This window comes from Rhodothermales bacterium (assembly GCA_013002345.1).
GTDB lineage: Bacteria > Bacteroidota > Rhodothermia > Rhodothermales > JABDKH01 > JABDKH01.
Genome location: JABDKH010000235.1, coordinates 1 through 2,816 on the forward strand (window position 1 = coordinate 1; position 2,816 = coordinate 2,816).

Below are 2,816 nucleotides of genomic sequence, written 5' to 3' on the forward strand. Positions count from 1 at the left end.
ATCGTCTTCAACCCGTCTGCCACCGTCGCGGGTCTGAGCGAGTATCTCTGGAAACTGGAACAGCCCGCGGCCGCGTGCGCCAACATCTACTATGTGGGTGCCATCAACCGTCCGGGACACGAGGAGCCGTGGAATATCGGCGAGTTTTACGGTACGTCGTACTTCGCCAACCCGCGCGGACAGGTCATCGCGGAGGCGCCACGTGATGGGGATGCGGTGCTCGTCGCCGATCTCAATCTCGACCTCATCCGTGACGTGCGAAATGTGTGGCAGTTCTACCGTGACCGGCGCCCGGAAACCTACGAGTCCACCGTGCGCCTCTAACCCGACTGCAATCTCCAAGGCCGGCGTCCGCATCTGGTGTCAGTAAACCCCGATGCTGACCGCACGTCCGGCGCATACGTCAGACCATCATTCGTCCGCTCATGGCTGCATCCGACATCACGACATCCCGGCTGTACAACGATGATCTGGCGCCGGTATCTCTCGAGCGTCGCTCGTGGGGGATGTGGAACATCGCCGCCCTCTGGGTCGGGATGGCCGTGTGTATCCCGACTTATACGCTGGCCGCCGGGCTGATCTCACAGGGGATGACCTGGAAACAGGCACTCTTTACGATCGCGCTCGGCAATGTGATCGTGCTCGTTCCGATGGTTCTGAACGCGCACGCCGGCACGAAGTACGGCATTCCGTTCCCCGTCCTTCTTCGCGCGTCCTTCGGGACGTTCGGTGCCAACGTGCCGGCCCTCATGAGGGCGCTTGTTGCGTGTGGCTGGTTTGGCATCCAGACGTGGATCGGGGGCTCGGCAATCTACATTCTTCACTCTGTCATCTTCGGGTTCGAGCCGGCCGGACCCCAGGATCTCATCCCGGTCATCGGTCTTTCGTGGGGACAACTGAGCTGCTTCCTTTTCTTCTGGGCGATCAACATCGCCGTCATTCTTGCAGGCATTGATACGATCAAGTGGCTCGAAACGCTCGCAGCACCGTTCCTGCTTGTGATCGGTATCGGGCTTCTCTGGTGGGGTGTTTCGAGCGCGGGTGGATTCGACGTCGTCCTGTCGGCCGAAACAGTCTCCGCCGCCCGTGGGCAACTCGCGTCAGACTTCAATTTCTGGTCCGCCTTCTGGCCCAATCTGACGGCAATGGTCGGCTTCTGGGCGACGCTCTCGCTCAACATCCCCGACTTCACGAGGTACGCAAGGACGCAGCGCGATCAGATGCTGGGGCAGGCCATCGGCTTGCCGACAACGATGGCGCTCTACTCCTTTGTCGGTATCGCCGTGACAAGCGCAACCGTGGTCATCTTCGGGGAAGCAATCTGGGACCCGGTGCTCCTGCTGGGCAGGTTCTCCAGCAAGATCGTCGTCGCCTTTGCACTCTTTGCGCTTACGGTCGCCACGCTGTCCACCAACATCGCAGCCAACGTGGTCTCGCCGGCTAACGATTTCTCGAATCTCTGGCCGCGCGTGATCAACTTCAAGCGCGGTGGCCTCATTACGGGCGTCGTCGGCATCTTGATCTTCCCGTGGAAGCTCTACACCGACCTGGCCAACTACATCTTTACATGGCTGATCGGATACAGCGCCCTGCTGGGCGCCATTGCGGGCATCATGCTGACGGACTATTACATTGTCAGGCGCCTTCAGCTCGATTCCGACGATCTTTACCGCGAGAACGGCGTGTACTCGTTCGGTGGGCGCGGTTATAACTGGCGGGCGATGGTGGCCCTCGTGGTTGGAATCGCCCCCAACATCCCGGGCTTTCTGGCGCAGGCGTCGGGGGGTGCGATTTCAGTACCGCAGATGTTCTCCGACCTGTATACTTATGCGTGGTTCGGGGGGCTTCTCGTTGCCGGAGTGGTCTACATATCGCTGACCAGGCTCTATCCGGTGCGACCCGGCGCGGTAGCCGCACCCGAATCAACTACGGAATAATAGAACAGTGAACGCCATGGTAGAAATGACAGGGCAGATGATCCGTTCGATGCCGCCCACCGATCACGTGCCTCAACCCTATAGCGGGCCGTCGCTCGAAGACGTCCTCGCAACACGAAAGCACTACTGCCACCCGTCCGTCTTCGCATACTACAAGGAGCCGCTGATGATCGTCGAAGGATACATGCAGTATCTCTACGACGAGTCGGGCCGCCGGTATCTCGACATGCTCGCCGGAATCGTGACCGTTTCATGTGGTCACTGTCATCCGAAGATTCTCGAGCGCACGCAACGGCAATTGGAGAAACTGCAGCACGCAACGACAATCTATCTTCATCCGAATCTTCCGCTCTTCGCGAAGAATCTGGCGTCGAAGATGCCGCCGGGGCTGGACGTCACATACTTCGTGAGCAGCGGGAGCGAAGCGAACGAACTCGCCATCAACATGGCGAGGGTCTTCACAGGGAACACCGATATCATTGCGGTTCGCAATAGCTATCACGGTATGTCTTCGACGTCCATGGGATTGACGTCGCACCACACGTGGAAGCACGTCATTCCACAGGGATATCGTATTCATCATGCCATTTGTCCGGATCCGTACCGGAATCCGTTCGACGGGTCGCCGCAAGAGATCGCCCACAAGAGCGCGGAAGACATTCGCGAGCTCATCAAGTTCTCGACGCCGGGACAGATTGCCGGCTACATCGCCGAGCCTATCCAGGGTGTGGGTGGTGCGACCCACGGAGCTCCGAACTACCTCGGTGAGGCGTACGCAATCGTGCGCGAACATGGCGGTCTCTGTATTGCCGACGAGGTGCAGACCGGTTTCGGTCGCACCGGTAATCACTACTGGGGATTTCAGAACTTCGACGTAGT

General features: G+C 59.4%; 3 protein-coding genes. All 3 read left to right on the forward strand.

Annotation, left to right across the window (positions count from 1 at the left end):
• Window positions 1-324: acyltransferase (locus tag HKN37_11655; protein NNE47301.1), on the forward strand; the 324-nt coding region annotated here is incomplete at its 5' end.
• A 101-nt stretch (window positions 325-425) separates the two neighbouring features.
• Window positions 426-1,937, forward strand: coding sequence for an NCS1 family nucleobase:cation symporter-1 (locus HKN37_11660; protein ID NNE47302.1), 1,512 nt, complete (start codon window positions 426-428; stop codon window positions 1,935-1,937).
• A 16-nt stretch (window positions 1,938-1,953) separates the two neighbouring features.
• A partial coding sequence (locus HKN37_11665) for an aminotransferase class III-fold pyridoxal phosphate-dependent enzyme (GenBank protein ID NNE47303.1) occupies window positions 1,954-2,816 on the forward strand: 863 nt, incomplete at its 3' end.